The organism is Streptomyces sp. NPDC091649 (genome assembly GCF_044756785.1).
Lineage (GTDB): Bacteria > Actinomycetota > Actinomycetes > Streptomycetales > Streptomycetaceae > Streptomyces.
This window is the reverse complement of record NZ_JBIVTR010000014.1, coordinates 154937-170895: the sequence shown is the minus strand read 5'-3', so window position 1 is coordinate 170895 and position 15959 is coordinate 154937. Positions and strand designations below refer to the sequence as shown.

The 15959-nt window shown below is 71.9% G+C and carries 17 protein-coding genes and 2 pseudogenes; 6 read left to right on the top strand and 13 right to left on the bottom strand.

Annotated features, from left to right (window positions below):
- The first annotated feature begins 7 nt into the window (after window positions 1-7).
- On the top strand, window positions 8-571 hold the full coding sequence (locus ACIQMU_RS23135) for a type 1 glutamine amidotransferase domain-containing protein (protein WP_352242717.1): 564 nt from the start codon (window positions 8-10) through the stop codon (window positions 569-571).
- A 172-nt stretch (window positions 572-743) separates the two neighbouring features.
- Here the strand turns inward: ACIQMU_RS23135 and bla are convergent, their stop codons facing one another.
- Window positions 744-1697, bottom strand: coding sequence for a class A beta-lactamase (gene bla / locus ACIQMU_RS23130; protein ID WP_352242718.1), 954 nt, complete (start codon window positions 1695-1697; stop codon window positions 744-746).
- Window positions 1698-2011: 314 nt separating this feature from the next.
- Between bla and ACIQMU_RS23125 the strand changes: the two genes are divergently transcribed.
- From ACIQMU_RS23125 to ACIQMU_RS23105, 5 genes are all read left to right on the top strand, one after another.
- Window positions 2012-2905, top strand: coding sequence for a siderophore-interacting protein (locus tag ACIQMU_RS23125; RefSeq protein WP_402689586.1), 894 nt, complete (start codon window positions 2012-2014; stop codon window positions 2903-2905).
- Between the two features lie 194 nt (window positions 2906-3099).
- Window positions 3100-3318 (top strand): MbtH family protein, encoded by a 219-nt coding sequence (locus tag ACIQMU_RS23120; protein WP_352242720.1) that lies wholly within the window; start codon window positions 3100-3102, stop codon window positions 3316-3318.
- Between the two features lie 301 nt (window positions 3319-3619).
- Window positions 3620-4177, top strand: coding sequence for an FABP family protein (locus tag ACIQMU_RS23115; protein ID WP_352242721.1), 558 nt, complete (start codon window positions 3620-3622; stop codon window positions 4175-4177).
- An 86-nt stretch (window positions 4178-4263) separates the two neighbouring features.
- Entirely contained in the window at window positions 4264-4692 is a 429-nt protein-coding gene (locus tag ACIQMU_RS23110) for a DUF4190 domain-containing protein (protein WP_352242722.1), read from the top strand.
- A 49-nt stretch (window positions 4693-4741) separates the two neighbouring features.
- Complete coding sequence (locus tag ACIQMU_RS23105) at window positions 4742-5128, top strand: VOC family protein (RefSeq protein WP_352242723.1); 387 nt, start codon at window positions 4742-4744, stop codon at window positions 5126-5128.
- Window positions 5129-5524: 396 nt separating this feature from the next.
- Here the strand turns inward: ACIQMU_RS23105 and ACIQMU_RS23100 are convergent, their stop codons facing one another.
- From ACIQMU_RS23100 to ACIQMU_RS23045, 12 genes and pseudogenes are all read right to left on the bottom strand, one after another.
- On the bottom strand, window positions 5525-6475 hold the full coding sequence (locus ACIQMU_RS23100; protein ID WP_402689585.1) for a PfkB family carbohydrate kinase: 951 nt from the start codon (window positions 6473-6475) through the stop codon (window positions 5525-5527).
- Window positions 6472-7461 carry a zinc-dependent alcohol dehydrogenase family protein gene (locus ACIQMU_RS23095; protein WP_352242472.1) on the bottom strand — a complete coding sequence of 330 codons (990 nt, stop codon included), beginning with the start codon at window positions 7459-7461 and terminating at the stop codon, window positions 6472-6474. The genes ACIQMU_RS23100 and ACIQMU_RS23095 overlap by 4 nt, the downstream gene beginning before the upstream one ends.
- Entirely contained in the window at window positions 7458-8330 is an 873-nt protein-coding gene (locus ACIQMU_RS23090; protein WP_352242473.1) for a carbohydrate ABC transporter permease, read from the bottom strand. The genes ACIQMU_RS23095 and ACIQMU_RS23090 overlap by 4 nt, the downstream gene beginning before the upstream one ends.
- The gene (locus ACIQMU_RS23085) at window positions 8327-9289 is read right to left on the bottom strand and encodes a sugar ABC transporter permease (protein WP_352242474.1); all 963 of its coding nucleotides are present in this window, start codon (window positions 9287-9289) and stop codon (window positions 8327-8329) included. The genes ACIQMU_RS23090 and ACIQMU_RS23085 overlap by 4 nt, the downstream gene beginning before the upstream one ends.
- Window positions 9286-10653: a sugar ABC transporter substrate-binding protein gene (locus tag ACIQMU_RS23080; RefSeq protein ID WP_352242475.1), complete on the bottom strand. Its 1368-nt coding sequence runs from the start codon at window positions 10651-10653 to the stop codon at window positions 9286-9288. The genes ACIQMU_RS23085 and ACIQMU_RS23080 overlap by 4 nt, the downstream gene beginning before the upstream one ends.
- A 144-nt stretch (window positions 10654-10797) precedes the next feature.
- Window positions 10798-11559: a DeoR/GlpR family DNA-binding transcription regulator gene (locus ACIQMU_RS23075; RefSeq protein WP_402689584.1), complete on the bottom strand. Its 762-nt coding sequence runs from the start codon at window positions 11557-11559 to the stop codon at window positions 10798-10800.
- Window positions 11560-11882: 323 nt separating this feature from the next.
- Window positions 11883-12346 (bottom strand): annotated as a pseudogene (locus ACIQMU_RS23070) (Rieske 2Fe-2S domain-containing protein); the annotation flags it as partial.
- A gap of 167 nt (window positions 12347-12513) precedes the next feature.
- Window positions 12514-13413 carry a TIGR03620 family F420-dependent LLM class oxidoreductase gene (locus ACIQMU_RS23065; protein ID WP_352242477.1) on the bottom strand — a complete coding sequence of 300 codons (900 nt, stop codon included), beginning with the start codon at window positions 13411-13413 and terminating at the stop codon, window positions 12514-12516.
- A gap of 145 nt (window positions 13414-13558) precedes the next feature.
- Window positions 13559-13924 carry a hypothetical protein gene (locus tag ACIQMU_RS23060; protein WP_402689583.1) on the bottom strand — a complete coding sequence of 122 codons (366 nt, stop codon included), beginning with the start codon at window positions 13922-13924 and terminating at the stop codon, window positions 13559-13561.
- 198 nt (window positions 13925-14122) lie between these two features.
- Window positions 14123-14757, bottom strand: a pseudogene (locus ACIQMU_RS23055) (HAD family hydrolase).
- 321 nt (window positions 14758-15078) lie between these two features.
- Window positions 15079-15435, bottom strand: a complete 357-nt coding sequence (locus ACIQMU_RS23050) for a hypothetical protein (protein ID WP_402689582.1) — start codon at window positions 15433-15435, stop codon at window positions 15079-15081.
- 69 nt (window positions 15436-15504) lie between these two features.
- A complete protein-coding gene (locus ACIQMU_RS23045) occupies window positions 15505-15957 on the bottom strand; it encodes an ion channel (protein WP_402689581.1) in 453 nt (150 codons plus the stop codon).
- Window positions 15958-15959 lie beyond the last annotated feature (2 nt).

Sequence of the window (15959 nt, the reverse complement as noted above, 5' to 3'; positions counted from 1 at the left end):
GCAGTCCATGTCCACCACCGCTCTCGACGACCGCCGGATCCTGGTGATCGTCACCAACTACGGAGTCGAGCAGGACGAACTCATGGTCCCCGTGAAGCACCTGCGCGGACACGGCGCGCAGGTCGGCGTGGCGGCGGTCTCCGCCGACGGAATCCGCACCCTCGTCGGCGACCGCGACCCCGGCGAGACGGTGCGGCCCGATCTCACCCTCGACGACGTCGACCCCGCGGCGTACGACCTCCTGCTGATCCCGGGCGGCACGCTGAACGCCGACTCCCTGCGCCTGGAGGAGGCCACCACCCGGATCGTCAGCTCGTTCACCGCGTCGGGACGGCCGGTGGCCGCCATCTGCCACGGGCCGTGGGCGCTGGTGGAGGGCGGCTACGTTCAAGGCAAGACGCTGACCTCGTACGCCTCGCTGCGGACCGACATCAGCAACGCCGGCGGCACCTGGGTCGACAAGCCGGTGGTCCGCGACGACGCCTCGGGCTGGCCGCTGATCACCTCCCGGAACCCCGGTGACCTGGACGACTTCCTCGGCGAGATCGACGCCGTGCTCGCGGAGGACTGACGTCCCAACGGTTGTCTTGCGATTCCCGGCGGGCGCGCGACGACAGCCACGGCACCTCGCCGCGTTGTCGGAACGTCCACAGACATCCGGTGTGCGGGCGCCCCTCCGCCTTGCGAGCGACGCACCGCGACTGACGCCGCGCGCTGATCCGTCAGGGCTTGCGGGAGCGCCCTCAGGCGTCCTGCCCGGTCAGGGCGCCGACCGCGGCGGACGCCGCCTTCGCGATCAGCGTGTTGTCGAAATCGGCGTCCGCCTCCTTCCGGTTCGAGAGCACCGCCACCACGAGCGGTGCCGCGTCGGGCGGCCACACCACGGCGATGTCGTTGCGCGTCCCGTACGTACCGCCCGCCCCGGACTTGTCGCCGACGGTCCACCCCTTCGGGACCCCCGCCCGGATCAGTTCGCCGCCCGTGGTGCTGGTCCTGAGCCACTGGACGAGCCGGGCCCGCTCCGGCTTGCCGAGGGCATCGCCCAGGACGAAGGCCCGCAGGTCCTCGGCCAGGGCCCGGGGCGTACTGGTGTCGCGGACGGCGCCGGGAGACCACTCGTTGAGCTCGGTCTCCCGGCGCTCCATCAGGGTCACCTCGTCCCCCAGCTCCGCGAGCACGGCCTGCAGCCTCCGTGGCCCGCCGATCGCGTCGAACAGCAGGTTGCCCGCGGTGTTGTCGCTCCGGTGGATGGCCGCGGCGCACAGATCGCCGAGGCTCATTCCGGTGGCCACGTGCTTCTCGGTGACGGGCGAGTGGTCGACCAGGTCCTCACGGCGGTACGTCACCACCTTCTCCAGCCCGTCCAGACCGTGCTCGCGCAGCACGGCCCCCGCCGCCAGCGCCTTGAACGTGGAGGCGTAGGCGAACCGTTCCCCGTCACGGTGGGAGACCGTGTGTCCGGACCCGGTGTCGACGGCGTACACGCCGAGCCGCGCCGCGTACTCCCGCTCCAGCGCGGCGAAGGCCCGCCCGGCTTCCCCCGTCGCGGCCGAGGGCGATCCGGTCGCCTTCCCGGCGGGCGACGGCGAGAGTGGTTCGGGCTCCGAGCCACAGGCCGCGAGCGGAACGGTCACCAGGACGCCACCCAGCAGACGGAGTACGGAGCGCCGGGCGTGAGGGGTCGGCAGTCGGCTCATCACGCCATGCTAGATCGTCACCGACCGTCGAATCCCCCCGAATCATCGGCGATCCACTCCCAGCCGCCGGGACGCGGGCGACCGGTCGGGATGGCTCCGGCCGGATCGTCCGTCCAGCGGGTCGGCACATGGCGGTCGCGGTGCCACTGGGCCGCTGTCAACCGTGGCGGCCTCGGGGGCCCGCCGCCCGACCGGTGACCGATGCGGTCTCGAACCCGCTTTCATGGAAGGTTAGGCTGGCCTAAGTCAATTCGGTTCTCTCGTCCCGGCGGCGAGGCGCTCAGGCCGACCACGCGTACGAAGGGGCAGTGTCCATGACGATCCACCGAGCCGTCGTCGCCCGAGTGCGGCCGCTCACCACGGCCATGACCCGCGTCACCTTCCACGGGGCCGGTCTGACGGGCTTCAGGAGCACCGGAGTCGGTGACGAGTACGTGCGGATCTTCCTTCCGCACGGCCCGGACCGCACCGACGTCTCCCTGCCCCTGACGACCGAACAGGGCGGCTGGGAGACCCCTGCGGGTCGCCCCGTCGCGCCGATGCGCACCTATACGATCCGAGCGGTGCGCCCGGAGGCGGGCGAGGTCGACGTCGACTTCGTCATGCACGAGGGCGGGGTGGCGTCCGGCTGGGCGGCCGAGGCGAAGCCCGGGGACCTCGTGGGCATCAACGATCCCACCGGGCTCTACAGCCCCCCGGCCGACCTCTCCTGGCAGGTGCTGGTCGCCGACCAGACCGGTCTGCCCGCCGCCGCCCGCCTGCTGGAGAGCACGCCGGACCATGTCAGGACCCGGGTGGTTCTGGAGGCGCCGGACCCCTCGGCCGTACTGCCCCTGCGTGAGCTGCCCGACTCCAAGGTGACCTGGACCTACGGCGGAAACGGCCACGGTCCCAGCCGCCTGGCCGACCTCGTCGCCGCCGCCGTCCCGCCCGGCACGGACTTCGCTGGCGGGTACGTCTGGGTCGCGGGGGAGACCAACGCCCTGCGGTCGGTGCGTCGCTACCTCCGGCGCGAGCTGGGGCTCCCGGCGGATCGCTTCAAGGTCGTCGGCTACTGGATACCGAACTCCGACACCTGGTCGGAGCGGTACGAGGCGCTGCCCGGCACCGTGCGATCCGAGCTGGAGGCCCTGTGGGACAGCCCGGCCGCCGACTCCGAGGAACGCACCATCCGCTACGAGTCCCGCCTGAGCGACCTCGGGCTCTGACCCTGCCCGTTCCCCGTGCCCGAGTCACGGAGGGGCGGGCGCTCCCGCGCCGCCGTGGGGCGGGGTGTGCCGGCCGATCGCGACCGGGCCCGGGCGAGCCGGGCGGGGAAGTCGGTGCGTCAACAGCGAGTTGGGTGGGTAAGGTCGCTGGCGACCAAGTAAAGCCAGCCTTACCTATGTTGATGGAGGATGCGGTGACCAATCCGTTCGACGACGAGGACGGCGCCTACCTGGTGCTCATCAATGACGAGGGGCAGCACTCCCTGTGGCCCGCGTTCGCCGAGGTGCCCGCCGGATGGGCCGTGGCCCACCCGGAGGACACCCGCCGGGCCTGTCTGGACTACGTCGAGCAGAACTGGACCGACCTGCGGCCCAGGAGCCTGAGGGAGGGCATGGCGGCGGACCCCGCGTGAGAGCCGCCGCGCTCCCGGCCCCGGGCGCTCCCCGTCGGACCACCGTCTGCCGCGCGACGACGGCGGTCCGACGGGGAGCCCCCGGGGCCGTTCGTCCGGAGCGGGCCGGGCTGGGGCGTGTCCGGCGGCCCCCGGCACACACGCCCGCCGCTCTGCCGTCGACCGCCCGTGCTCTACGGCGACTCCCTCCGCCGCCCTGCGGCCGCCCGCTACGGACCGGTTCCGGCCTGCTCCGGCCCGCTCCGGACGAAAGGCCCTACGCTGCGATCCTGCACCGGCCCCGATCCAGGAGCGCACACCCATGCACGACCCCGTTCGCCCACTGCCCTTCCCCGACGCCCTCCGCCCCGACGCGTCCCCCGCGCCGCATCCGCTGCTCGCCCCGGTGGCCGGCTACCTCGGCACCTGGCGGGGCACGGGCCGCGGCGGGTATCCGACGCTCGACGCGGACTTCACGTACGCGCAGGAGGTCACCTTCAGCCATGACGGGCGGCCCTTCCTCGCGTACGAGGCCCGGGCCTGGCTGCTCGACGCCGACGGGCACCCCGTGCGGCCGTCCGCACGGGAGAGCGGGTGGTGGCGCCTGCGGCCGGACGGGCGGGTGGAGGCCCTGATCACCCAGCCCACCGGCATCGCGGAGATCTCGGTCGGCCACGCCCGCGGCGGCGCCGTCGACCTCGCCACCGAGCGGGTGTCCCTCGCCCCCACCGCCAAGGAGGTCGACGCCACCCGCCGCCGTTACACCCTGACGGACCAGGACACGCTGGCCTTCGTCCACGATCTCGCCGCGGTCGGCCGCCCGCTCCAGCACCACCTGTCGGCCGAGCTCCACCGAGAAGCCCCTGGCCAGGGCATTTAGTTGCCGGAGCGTGACCAACGCGGCGCATGGAGACCACGCCACGGGGCAGGTGGAGGGGAAGCCAGGAGAACAGGAGCACTTCCCCGATGTCCCTTCCCTCGTACCCGGATTCCTCGTACCCGGGGCAGCCCGCGACCGGCCACGACCCCTACGGCGGCCAGGAGCCGGCACGGACCAACGGCTTCGCGGTCGCCGCACTCGTCCTCGGCCTCATCGCCTGCCTGTTCTTCTGGACCGTGGTGGGCGGACTGCTCCTCGGCCTGCTCGCCGTCGTCTTCGGCATCATCGCCGCGCTCCGCACCCGCCAGGGCCGTGCGCCGCGCCGGGCGATGGCGATAGTGGGCGCCGCGCTCGGAGCGATCGGCCTCATCGGTTCCGCGGTCGTCCTCGTGCTGGCCGTCTCCGTGTTCGACTCCCAGGAGTTCCAGAACTTCGAGGACTGCATGAACCAGGCCGACGGGCAGTCCGCCGAGGACCGGTGCGCGGAGGACTTCATCGACGGGCTGACCGACTGACGGACCCCGGGACCCCGGCCCACCGGAGCGAAAGGCGTACGCTCGGCCCATGGTGCACGTACTGGGCAGCAGGATCCTGTTGCGCCCCACCGACCCCGAGCGCTCCCGCGCCTTCTACGGCGAGGCCCTGGGCCTCGCCGTCTACCGGGAATTCGGTACGGGGCCGGAGCGCGGCACGGTCTATTTCCTCGGCGGCGGCTTCCTGGAGGTCTCCGGCCGGGGCGAGGAGCCGCCCTCCGCGTCGCTGCGGATCTGGCTCCAGGTCGACGACGCCGAAGCCGCCCACGACGAACTGCGGGCGAAGGGCGTGAGCATCCTGCGGCCGCCGAGGCGCGAGCCCTGGGGACTGGTCGAGATGTGGATCGCCGACCCCGACGGTGTGCGGATCGCCGTCGTCCAGGTGCCGGATGACCATCCGCTGCGCTACCGGCCCTGAGCGGCCCGCCCGTCGACGGCCACGCGCGGCGGCACGCCCGGCGGACCGGGCATCCGCACACCTGTCCACACCCGCTCGGCGGTGCACCGTCGGTTGCGTGCGCACCAGGTGTTTGCCACGGTGTGGGTGGGAGTGCGGCGAGGTGATCGCCGGGCCGCACCGCCCGCAACGGAGTACCCAGCAGAGAGAGGGAGGGTTCGATGTCCTCGAAGCGACGTCGTAAGAAGAAGGCCCGCCGCAAGAACGCCGCGAACCACGGCAGGCGTCCGCAGAGCTGAGGCGACGCCGCGGCCCCACCGGGCTCTAGAGCCGGGTGGGGCCGCGGCGCTTTCCGTGGGCCGGGGGAGGGCCGTGCGGAACTCGGGTCCTGATGGTGATGCCCGATGGGCGTCGGCTTCACACCTCAAGCGGGGCCGTGGGTTCCGTTCCCGCCGTGGCGCAGACCGACGCGGCCGTCCTGGCCGCGTACACCAGCATCGCCTTCGTTCCCGCGGCGGACAGCGCCGGATCCCAGCGGGCCTGCGCCCCGAGCCAGGTCAGCATCCCCGCCATGAACGCGTCGCCCGCCCCGATGGTGTTCACCACCCGCACCGGCAGGGCGGGGACCGAGACCGCCGGTGCGTCGTGGACGTACGCGGTGGCGCCCCTCGAACCCCGCGTCATCACCACCAAGCGGCCCTCCCCGGCGAGCTTGCGACAGCTCGCCTCCGGGGCGGCGTCCGGCCACAGGCGCACCAGATCCTCGTCACTCGCCTTGACGACCTGGGCGAGAGAGCACAGCTCGCGCAGCCGGCCGAGACTCCGCACGGGATCGAGCACGCGGTCCTCCCGCACGTTCGGGTCCACCGCGAGCAGCCCCGAGCGGGCGGCCGCGCGCGCGGTGGCGGCCACGACGCCGGCGGCCGGCTCCACGACCGCGGCGAGCCCGCCCGCGTACACAGCGTCGAAGCGCGCCGTCTCCCCGGTGCGGTCGGGCAGCCGGAAGGTCGCCGTGTCCCCGAAGTGGAAACGGTAGGTGTTCCCGTGTTCGCCCGGGTCGGCCACGGCGAGCGCCGTGGGCAGCGGCGACCGGGCGCTCAGCGAGAGATCGACGCCCGCACCGGTCAGCCACGCCTCGATGCTCCCCGCGAAGGCGTCGTCGCCGAGCCCGCCCACGAAGGACGGCCGACCGCCGAGCCGGGCCAGGCCCACCGCGACGTTCGCGGGAGCGCCGCCCGGCTGGGCCGCCCGCACCCCGGCGTCGCCGCCGGCCGGCACCAGATCCACCAGCGCCTCGCCGAGCACGAGCACGGAGCCGGAACCGGGGCACCGGCCGCAGGGGGCGTCCGGGGCCCGGGTATCCGTCACGGCTCGACCACGATCTTGCGGCCGATCCCCGCCCGGAAGCGCTCGATGGCCTCCGGGTACTGCTCCAGCGGCAGCCGGTCGCTGATGAACACCGACGCGTCCAGCACCCCGCTCGCGAAGAGCGCCGCGGCCCGCTCGTAGCTGTGCAGGACCGCCATCGACCCGGTGATGGTGATCTCCTGGTTGTAGATCCGGTACGGCTCGATCACCGCGGTCGTGGCGTAGTCGGAGACCCCGAACTGGAGGAACGTACCGCCCTTGGCGACCCTCCCCAGACCGTCCTGGATGGCGCCCGCGTTGCCGGTGGCGTCGATGACGACGTCCCAGCCGCCCCGGTGGTCCAGCTCCTCGGCGCGGGCGGCCGCTCCGGTGCACCCCAGGGTCGTCGCGGTGGCCAGCCGTTGGGCGTTGACGTCCAGGATGTCCACCGACGCGGCGCCGGTGCGCTTGGCCAGCTCCAGCATCATCAGACCCATGGTCCCGGACCCGTAGATCAGCACCTGCGCCCCGAGATTGCCGTTGAGGACGTCATACCCCCGCACCGCGCAGGACAGCGGCTCGATCAGCGCCGCGTCCCGCACGTCGATGTGCTCGGGCAGGCGTACGCAGTTGGCGACGGGCGCCACCGCGAACTCGGCCGCGCCCCCGGGGACGGTGACGCCGATCGCCGCCCAGTTGTCGCAGAGGTTGCCCCGCCCCGAACGGCAGTAGCGGCACTCGTGGCAGTGCAGCGAGGGGTCCACGGCCACCTTGTCGCCGACCGCCAGTTCGGTGACGTCCGCGCCGAGGCCGACGATCTCCCCGGCGAACTCGTGCCCGGGGACGATCGGCAGGGTCGGCGCGAACTCGCCCTGGAGGATGTGGAGGTCGGTGCCGCACAGCCCGCACGACGCGACCTCGACGACCACGTCGCGGGGGCCGGGCGTGGGGTCCGGAACGGTGACCACGGACACCTTGCCGGGGGATTCGACGATGGCTGCCCTCATTTGACTGCTCCCAGGGAGAGGCCCTGGACGAGTTTGTCCTGGGCGGCGTAGCCGGCGACGAGCACCGGCAGGGACACGACCACCGACGCCGCGCACAACTGGGCCAGGAAGAGGCCCTGGCTGGTGACGAAGGTGGTCAGATGGACGGGTGCGGTCCCGGCGACCACGCCGGTCAGCACCCGGGCGAACAACAGCTCGTTCCAGCTGAAGATGAAGCAGATCAGGGCGGTCGCGGCGATACCGGGGCCGGCGACCGGGGCGACGACCCGGCCCAGCACCGTCGGCAGCCGGGCCCCGTCCACCTGCGCCGCCTCGATGATGGAGACGGGGACGTCCGCGAGGAACGACTGCATCATCCACACCGCGATCGGCAGGTTCATCGAGGTGTAGAGCAGGACCAGCAGCCAGATGTTGTCCAGCAGCCCCGCGTTCTTCGCGAACAGGTACACCGGGAGCAGCCCCGCGACCACCGGCAGCATCTTGGTGGACAGGAAGAAGAACATCACGTCCGTCCACTTGCGCACCCGCCGGATGGACAGCGCGTACGCGGCCGGAAGCGCGAGCAGCAGCACCAGCACGGTCGAGAAGAACGAGGCCGCCAGCGAGTTGACCAGCGGCGGCCACGGCGTCGGGCCGCCTCCGCCACCGAAGAACGTGCGGTAGCCGTCCAGCGTCAGCGCGGCGGCGAGAGAGGGCGGATTGGTGGCCGCGTCGGCTTCCGCGTGGAAGGACGTCAGCACCATCCACAGGGCCGGCAGGCAGAACCCGATCCCCACGACCCACGCGGCCACGCCGAGGGCGGCTCCGCGTCGGCGGGCCTTGCGCGTGGAGGGGCTGACGGAAGGGGATGTCGCGGTCGAGACGCTCATGCGCGGCTCGCCTCCTCACGGAAGAGCGACGAGACCACCCGGAGCGCGAAGGTGGCGATGATGATCGTGCCGATCACCACGACCACGCCCGCGGCGGAAGCCAGCCCGTACTCATGGGCCCGGTAGAAGGTCTCGTAGACGGTGTAGGGGAGATTGGCGGTGCCGAGCCCGCCGGAGGTGATGGTGAACACCGCGTCGAAGTTCTGCACGATGTACACCGACCCGAGCAGGATGCCGAGTTCGAGGTAGCGGCGCAGATGCGGAAGCGTCAGGTAGCGGAACATCTGCCAGGGCCCGGCCCCGTCCAGCCGTGCGGCCTCCATGATCTCGGCCGGCCGGCTCTGCAGCCCGGCCAGCAGGATCAGCATCATGAACGGCGTCCACTGCCACACGAGCGACGCCTCGATGGCGATCAGCGGCATCTCGGACGTCCACTCGGGCTGCGCGACGCTCTCGATGCCGAACAGCTCGCCGAACCAGGTGAGGGCACCGTTGAACAGCCCGTACTCGGGGTTGTAGAGCGCGTGCTTCCACAGCAGCGCGGCGGAGACGGGCACCAGCAGGAACGGCGTGATCAGCAGGGTGCGCACGAACCCCCGGCCGAAGAAGGCGCGGTCCAGGAGCAGGGCGAAGACGAGTCCGAGCACGACGCTGACGATGACGACGGACGCGGTCAGGACCACGGTCGTCACGACCGATTCGCGCAATGCCTCGTCGGTGAAGACGGACGCGTAGTTGGACAGTCCGGTGAAGTGGCGCTTCTCCGGCTTGAGGGAGTTCCAGTCGAAGAGGGAGATCACCAGGGTCGCCACGAAGGGCAGTTGGGTGACGGCGATCAGGAAGACGAGCGCGGGCAGCAGGGGAGCGCGGGTCGCCCAGGCGCGCCGCCGGCTGCCGCCGCCCGGCTTCTTCGCCGGGACCGGTGGGGACGTGGTCTCCCTGGTTGCGGTGACGGTCATCGGTACTCCTCCGCGACCTTCTCGGCCAGCTTCTGGGAGGCGGCGAGCGCGGCGTCCACCGACTGGCGGCCCGCGATGGCGGCGCTGATCTCCTGTGCCACCCGCGTGCCCAGGTCGGTGAACTCGGGTATGCCGACGAACTGGATGCCCGCGGTCGGGCGGGGCTGGGTGCCCGGATTCTTCGGATCGGCCTGGGAGATGGCCAGCTCGGTGACGTCGGCGAACGCGCCCGCCTCCGCCCGGTAGTCGGGGTTGGCGTAGGTGGACGCCCGTTTGCCGGCGGGGACGTTGGACCACCCGCTGGTGGCCCCGACCAGCTCCTCGTACTCCTTGCTCGACGCCCAGGACACGAACTTCCAGGCGTCGTCGGCCTTCGTGGACGCCTTCTGCAGCCCCCAGGCCCAGGTGTAGAGCCAGCCGGAGCTCTCGGTCCGCTCGACGGGGGCGGGGACGTAACCGATCTTCCCCTTCACCGGGGAGCCCTTCGCCTCCAGGGACCCGGCGCCCGCCGTGGCGTCGTACCACATGGCGGACTTGCCCTGGGTCATGTTGTTGAGGCATTCGGCGTACCCGGACTGGGGGGCGCCGAGCTCCCCGTGCTCCCGTACGAGATCGACGTAGAACTTCGTCGCCTTCTTGAACTCCGGCGCGGTCAGCCGTGGTTCCCAGTCCTCGGTGAACCAGGTGCCGCCCATCGTGTTGACGACCGTGGTGAGCGGGGCGATGACCTCACCCCAGCCCGGCAGTCCGCGCAGGCAGATGCCCTTCATCCCGCGCTCCGCCCCGTCCGCCCGCTCGGCGAGCTTCGCCACCTGCTGCCAGGTCGGCTTCTCGGGCATGGTGAGGCCGTGTTTCTCGAAGACGTCCTTGCGGTACATCAGGAACGACGACTCGCCGTAGAACGGCTGGGCGTAGAGCTTGCCGTCCTCGGCGGTCAGGGATTCCCGCAGAGGCCGCAGGATGTCCTCCTGATCGAAGGCGGTGTCGGCCTCCGCGTACGCGTCCAGCGGGTGCAGCCAGCCGTTCTTCGCGAAGAACGGCAGCTCGAAGTTGCTGATGGTGGCGATGTCGTACTGGCCGGCCTGGTTGGAGAAGTCCTGGCTGATCTTGTCGCGTACGTCGTTCTCGGGCAGCACCGTGAAGTGGACCTTGATGCCGGTCTCCCGCGTGAAGTGCCGCGCGGTCAGCTTCTGCAGTTCGACCATCTGCGGGTTGTTGACCATCAGCACGTTCAGCGCGTCGCCGCCGCCGAAGGAGGTCCCGCCCGCTCCCGCGCAACCGGTGGCGAGCAGGGCCAGTGCGGCGGTCACGGCGCAGGCCCGTGCGCGTATACGTGGTCGGCGGCGGGTTCCTGGATGAGGCATGGGGGCTCCTGATCAGTCGTAGCGGCTCGGTGATCGGGTCGTGGCGGGCGAACGGGTGCTGCGGGCACGGCGGACCGGGCCCCGGCGGTGAGGACGACGGCGGGGGGCGCGGGTGGGGAGCCGTGCGGTGGGCGGGCCGGTCAGTCAGATGCGGACGACCTGGGGCCCCAGGAGGGTGTAGCGCTGGGCCTCCGCCGAGGGCAGTCCGGCGTCGGTGACGATCGCTTCGAAGTCGCTCACCCCGGCGAACCGGCAGAAGCTCACCGCGCCGAACTTGCTGTGGATCCCGGCGAATATCCTCCGCCGGGAGCTGCGCAGAGCCTGCGCCTTCACTTCGGCGACGGCGGGATCCGGGGTGGTGAGCCCGTACTCCCGGGAGATGCCGTTGGCTCCGAGATACGCGAGGTCGATGACGAAGTCCGCGAGCATCCGGGAGGCCCAGTGGTCGACGGTCGCCATCGTCGAGCCGCGTACCCGGCCGCCCAGCAGGATGACCGACGTCTTCTCGGCCCCGGCGAGGGAGGTGGCGACTGCCAGGGAAGCGGTGACCACGGTCAGCGGCCGGTCCTGGGGGAGCGCCTCGGCGATGAGCTGCGGGGTGAAGCCCTCGTCGACGAAGACCGTCTCGGCGTCGCCGAGCAGATCGGCGGCGGCGGTCGCGATCCGCGACTTCTGCGGGACGTTGCGCGTGGTGCGGACCGCGAGCGTGGTCTCGAAGCCGGCCGACTCCACGGGGTAGGCGCCGCCGTGGGTCCGGCGCACGAGCCCGTGCTCCTCCAGCGCATGCAGATCGCGGCGGACGGTCTCCTTGGCCACCTTGAACAGGTCCGCGAGGGCGTTGACGCCGACCGATCCCTCCCGCCGGGCCGTGTCCAGAATTCCCCGACGGCGTTCCTCGGTGTCCACGGCGCACTTCCCTGGTCGCTGCTGGGCCCGTTGCGGGCGGAGCCCGAAGGTCCGTTCGGGCTCATGTGTCGTTTGTACAAGCAGTCCCGGGGCGGCGACCAGTCGCTTCACCTCATCCACTCGGCCCGTTCGTGCCCGCTTTCCGGGCGCGACAGTGCTGGTCAGGGCCGGGACGATGACGGATTCGGTCGGCCCGGCCGCCCGCTTTCCCGTGATCACTGCCCGAATGATGCCCGAAGTGCGGAGCCCCGGCGTCCGCGGCACCGGGAAGAGGCACAGGGAGACCGGGGCTCGGGGCAGGCGTGGAGCGGACCGGTCAGGTAAGCACGGCGCTGTCCTCGCCGTCGCCGCTGCGGGCACGCGTGATCACGCCCGTCATGGTGCCGCCAGACGAAGACGCCCCCGTTCACCTCGTGGCCGGGCAGACGCGTCAGCCGGGACCGCGGCGGCGGCGTGCCGTACCCCGTGCGCGCACACGTGCCGTCGGGGCCGAAGGAGAAGAAGTGGAAGGGGCAGGTGAGTTCCTCCCCCTCGACCTTCGCCAGACCGAGATGGCCCCCAGATGCGGGCAGTACGGATGGACGGCGCGGAGCGTTCCCGCGGCGGTGCGGTACAGGACGACGTCACGCCCCGCGAGGGGCCGGGTGAGCACGGTGCCCGGCCGCAACTCGTGGGTGAAGGCCAGTGCGGACCAGCCGCTCGGAAACGGCAGGGCGGGCGCTCCCGCCACGTCGGCCGGCGTCGGCCCCTCGCTGATGGCTCGCCCGTACGCGCGTGACACTCCCACGACTCCCCCTCCACGATCGGTCGCCCGGAGACGCCCCGGGATCCTCCCGACACGCCGTACCTCACCCGAACGGGATGAGAGACGCGGCGTGTTGACAGGGGAGAGGAGGGGCGGCTCCGGTCGGCTCGGGGGAGAGGGCGCCGGCCGCGGAACCGCCCCGGAGTACGTCAGAGACCGTCGCCGAACGCCTCGGCCAGCTGACGCCACTCGGCCCGGGGCAGACCCCCGCCGCCCTCCTCGGCGGTCAGCACCTGAAGCGCGACGTGGTCGGCCCCGGCGTCGAGGTACTCCTGTGTCCGGCTCCTCACCCGCTCGGCGTCGCCCAGAGCGAACAGGGCGTCGAGCAGACGGACGCTGCCGCCGCCCTCGAAGTCGCCCGCGGCGAACCCCAGGCGCAGCAGGTTGTCGGTGTAGTTGGGCAGTTGGAGATACATCCCCAGCATCGCCCGCGCGGTGGTGCGGGCCCGTTCGAGGTCGGTGTCCAGCACCACGGTCAGCTCCGGGGCGAGCAGGGCGTCGGGGCCCAGCGCCTCGCGGGCCTCCGCGGTGTGCTCGGTGGTGACGAGGTAGGGGTGCGCGCCCAGGGACCGGCCCGCCGCGAGCTTCAGCATCTTCGGCCCGAGAGCCGCCAGGACGCGGTGGCCGGAACCCACGGACGGATCGGCGGCGTCGAGTGCGTCGAGGTAGGAGACCATGGCGCTGTACGGCTTCGCGTACTGCGGCACCATCGGCCCGTGGCTGACGCCCAGACCGAGGACGAAGCGGGCGCGCGCCCCCGGTTCGATCGCGGCGATGGCGGCAGCCACCTCCTCGGCCGTGTGGTTCCAGATGCTCAGGATGCCGGTGGCCACGGTGACCGACCGTGTGGCGGCCACGACGGCGGCGGCGTCCTCCGGCGTCGGACTGCCCCCGATCCAGACGGTGCCGTAGCCCAGCTCCTCGAGCTCGGAGACCGCCTCGGCGATGGCCCCCCTGCCCGCGTCGTCCACCCGCGACGCGTGCAGGGCTCCGCTCCAGATCCCCACGCGTCCGAATGCCCTGCCCGTTCCGGAAATCTCAGAAGTCATGGTGGGAACAACAACGGTCCCGTCCCACTATTCCTCTGCGGCCAAGTGGTTCACCCGTCCGGGCGTGCTGAGCGTTCGGCGCGCCGGGGGCGTCCACAACGTGCCGCGCGCAGGGTGATGACGTGGCCGTCGGTGACCGTGCGAGTCAGAGGTGAGCGTCGGCGGTGCGGCCGCCCGTGGCGCGAAGAAGGTCCAGTTTCCCCGCCTCGACACTTCCGGTCGCCGTGTAGGTGACCATGCGCAGGTCTGCGCCGGGGACGATGAGGACGTCGCAGTCGAACAGGATGTCACCGACCTCGGGATGCCTGGTCGTCTTGCGGTCCGTCGTGTGCTGGGCCGCCTCCGTCCCGGTGGCCCAGTGATGGGCGAAGGCGTCGGACTCTTCCCGCAGTTCCCGCACGAGGCGTCCCAGCCCGGCGTCCCCGGGACAGCGGGAGACCGCGTCCTTGAGGTCGGCGACGATCGACGCGGCGAAGGCGTCGTGTCCGCGCTCCGACTGGACGGGATGCATCGAGGCGGGGGCGCCCCGGCCCGACGAGGCGTGCGCGGCTTGGAAGCCCCGTCGTCGCTCCTTGGCAGGCAGAGGAAGTGCGTCTTGAGGCCCGGCACACAGTCGAGTGCGGCAATCAATCGCCTCAAGAGGCACCGTTCCCCAGCCGCGAGATACGACAGGCCCGTGGTCCGCTACGAGCGGCCGTCCTCGTAGCGGTCAACGAGTGGCTGTGACCAAGCGGCTCAGGGCGGGGAGCACGCCCCGAGGTCGCCGCCGTCCACCGTGACGGTCGCGGCCGCCCGTGCTCCGGCCGAGGCATCGAACGCCGCACTCAGTGCGACGGAGGCGAACAAGGGCAGGTCGGAGCGGCTGTCTCCGACGGCCCCGCACGAACGGAGGGTCAGCCCGAGCTCCCGGGCGCGTTCGAGGGCGAAGTCTCGTTTGTCGTGCTCGTCGAAGTGGCGGGCGACGCGGCCGGTGAAGCGACTGCCGGTGATCTCCAGCCGAGGTCCGCTGAAACGCGTGGAAGCCGAAACGGTCGGTCAGGTAACTGCCGACCGGCGACCAGGCCAGTGTGGCCAGCACGGGCGCCAACCCGTTTGCCGGCACCAGCCCACGGTCTCGGCGATGCCGGAGACCAGGGGAAGCCCGTCGAGCCGGCCGGAGACCTGATCCTCGGACACACCCGCCCAGCCCTTGGCATCCAGCTCCGAGCCTTGTCGGTTGTCCAGGTCACCGGAGGCATAGGCATCCTCGGCCTTGGCCGACTCGTCCCGACGGCCGAGGAAGCCGGCCAGGAAGACCGACGAACTCGTGCCTGGGACGAGGGTGCCGTCGACATCGAAGAACACGGCGCCCGCATGATCGGACGAGAACACCGGCCATGGATGTCACCGCCACGCGGGGTACCGCACGTACTTCCGAGACACGCCCCAGTACGCCGGGCCCACTCCCCGCACGGTAGAGGCTCTCGCCGCCTCCGCGGGCGGTGAGCGACAGAGAGCGTCCGCGGAGGCGGTCCTCAGCGGTGGTCACCGCGTCACGGCCCGACGGGATGCCCCGGTGATGTCCACGGCCACGCGGACGGGCGGCCGATGCCGAGCGCCGCGGGTCCGCTCGCCACCGTCCGCGGCCCCTCGGGCCGACCGTGGCACGGAGGCGACGGAACCGGTTCAGGCGCGTGCCAGGGGGTGGCCGTGGTCGGCGGCGTACGCGGCGAAGACCCCACGGGCGTCTTCGCCGCGGTGGAGGAACTGGGCCCGCAGGGTCCGGGCGAGGTTCTCGAGGGATCCGCCGAGCATGGCGGCGCTCATGCGGACGGCCGCGTCGCGGGAGTGCTGCCCCTGAAGGGCGAGGTCGGCGGCGTAACCGGCCATCGAGGCCAGGGAGGCATCCGGTTCACCGTCGTGGAAGTAGTACGTCTCAGCATGCTGGGCGAGGTCGAGGCGGACGTGGTCCACCTCCTGGGCCAGGTGCTGGAGGAGGACCGCGGTGGCCGCGGCCCCGGGCGGCGGCGGGAGGCCGCCCACGGCGCGCAGGGACGCCAGCCGCAGGGCCAGGAGCCGTCTTCTGGTCAGGGCGGGGTAGATCTGGCTGATCTAGGAGACGGCGGCCGTCAGCAGGGCGAAACCGATCAGTGCCTCGAACGGGGCGGCCAGGCGGAGCCAGGCGTCGGTGGGGACGATGTCGCCCAGGCCGAGGGTGCCGACCATGATCAGTGACAGGTACAGGCCGTCGACGATGCCGGCGCGTTCCTCGGGATTGAGACCGGGGGCGTAGGAGAAGCCGTCGGGGATGTGGGGCCAGTAGACGAGTGTCCATCCGGCCACGACGAACACGGCCCACATGAGGATCACGGCGAGGACCGACAGAGGGCCGGAGAGCGCGGCGACCGCCGCGTGGGGAGGGAAGCGACGGGTCAGCCGCCACACGACGGTCATCATCACCGTGCTCAGGCCGCCCCGCCCGGTGGGGTGCCAGAGCGTATGGAACACATCGCGCAGACCGACGCCCACCAGCACGGCCCCGGCCGCCGTGATCAGCCACTCCACGG